The organism is Vibrio sp. Vb0667 (genome assembly GCF_033391095.1).
Genome location: NZ_JAWPOL010000292.1, coordinates 1 through 1157 on the forward strand (window position 1 = coordinate 1; position 1157 = coordinate 1157).

The following is a 1157-nucleotide window of genomic DNA, read 5'->3' on the forward strand; positions in this document are numbered from 1 at the left end:
CATCATTTCGCCCCCAATATTGAGCAACGAGCGTGCCGTTGGCAGAGGCTAGACCGGCCATGATCATGATCGCCACGAAATGCCATTTTGACGCAATTCCCACAGCCGCTGTCGCTTCTTTACCAAAGTCACTAACCATGAGAACATCAGCCAATGCCAATATCGCGACAAGCGCGCTTTGGATTGCGACAGGAAAACCTAAGCGAATAATCTGACGTAACAAGTCGCCAGACATAGGATTTGTTTGGTTTTTGATGTCAGTATTGTTCGTCATAGTCACTCCTCAGTTTGTGGGGGAATATAAAACCAACCGAGGCATAAATACATGTTCGAAAATCGACAAAACCTGTGCGAATCCGTCATCGGTAAATTCTCTCCTCAACATGAGTGGCACGATGACGTCTACCTTGCGCCTGCGTGCAAAGAACGTTTTCTTACGCTAACGGAAATTCCAGAATGGCAACGTGCCGATATTTTTATGGCGGGATTGGCTGAGCTGCACGACGGTTATCACGTTGAGCGCGACAAGGTGGGCGTGCATACGTTGTTATTCACGTTAGAAGGCGGCGGTGTGTTGATTACGCCGAACTGCGTTAAGGAGATCGAACCATATACGCTGACCATCTTGCCCGTAGACACTTGCTTTCGTTTCGAGATCAACCCGCGTTTGGGAAGTTGGAAAATGGTCTGGTTGCTGCCGCAAAATGCACCTGCATGGCATCATCTCAATGATCTTGGTCAGTGCGTGATTCCATTTCGTGGCTCAGAACAGATTTGGTCGTTGATGACCTTACTCTACAAAGAAATCGGCGGACGCTCTGGTTTTCGTCAGTTATTGATCAGTGAAGTTCAACGGTTGGTGCAAAGTGTGGAAACGCCAATCAGTACGTCGCTTTCGCGTGTTCAGACCTTGTTTAATGAGATAGAAGGGCAACTGCATTTGCCTTGGACTGTCAGTGAAATGGCGAAGCGATGTTTTATTAGTGAAGAACAGCTAAACCGTTTGTCGAAACAGCTCTTCAATATGAGTCCGAGGAGCAAGTTGATCGAGCTGCGAATGCACAAAGCTGCGGACTTGTTGCAATACCGGGCGTGGTCAATTGCGATGATTGCCAATCGATTGGGGTACCGAGACCCGTACAACTTTACGCATCGAT

Annotated in this window: 2 protein-coding genes; one reads left to right on the forward strand and one right to left on the reverse strand. The window is 48.0% G+C overall.

What is annotated here, in order from left to right:
• Positions 1 to 235: MATE family efflux transporter (locus tag R8269_RS25370; protein ID WP_412079971.1), on the reverse strand; the 235-nt coding region annotated here is incomplete at its 3' end.
• Between the two features lie 90 nt (positions 236 to 325).
• Here R8269_RS25370 and R8269_RS25375 point away from each other — a divergent pair.
• A partial coding sequence (locus tag R8269_RS25375) for a helix-turn-helix transcriptional regulator (protein WP_318222932.1) occupies positions 326 to 1157 on the forward strand: 832 nt, incomplete at its 3' end.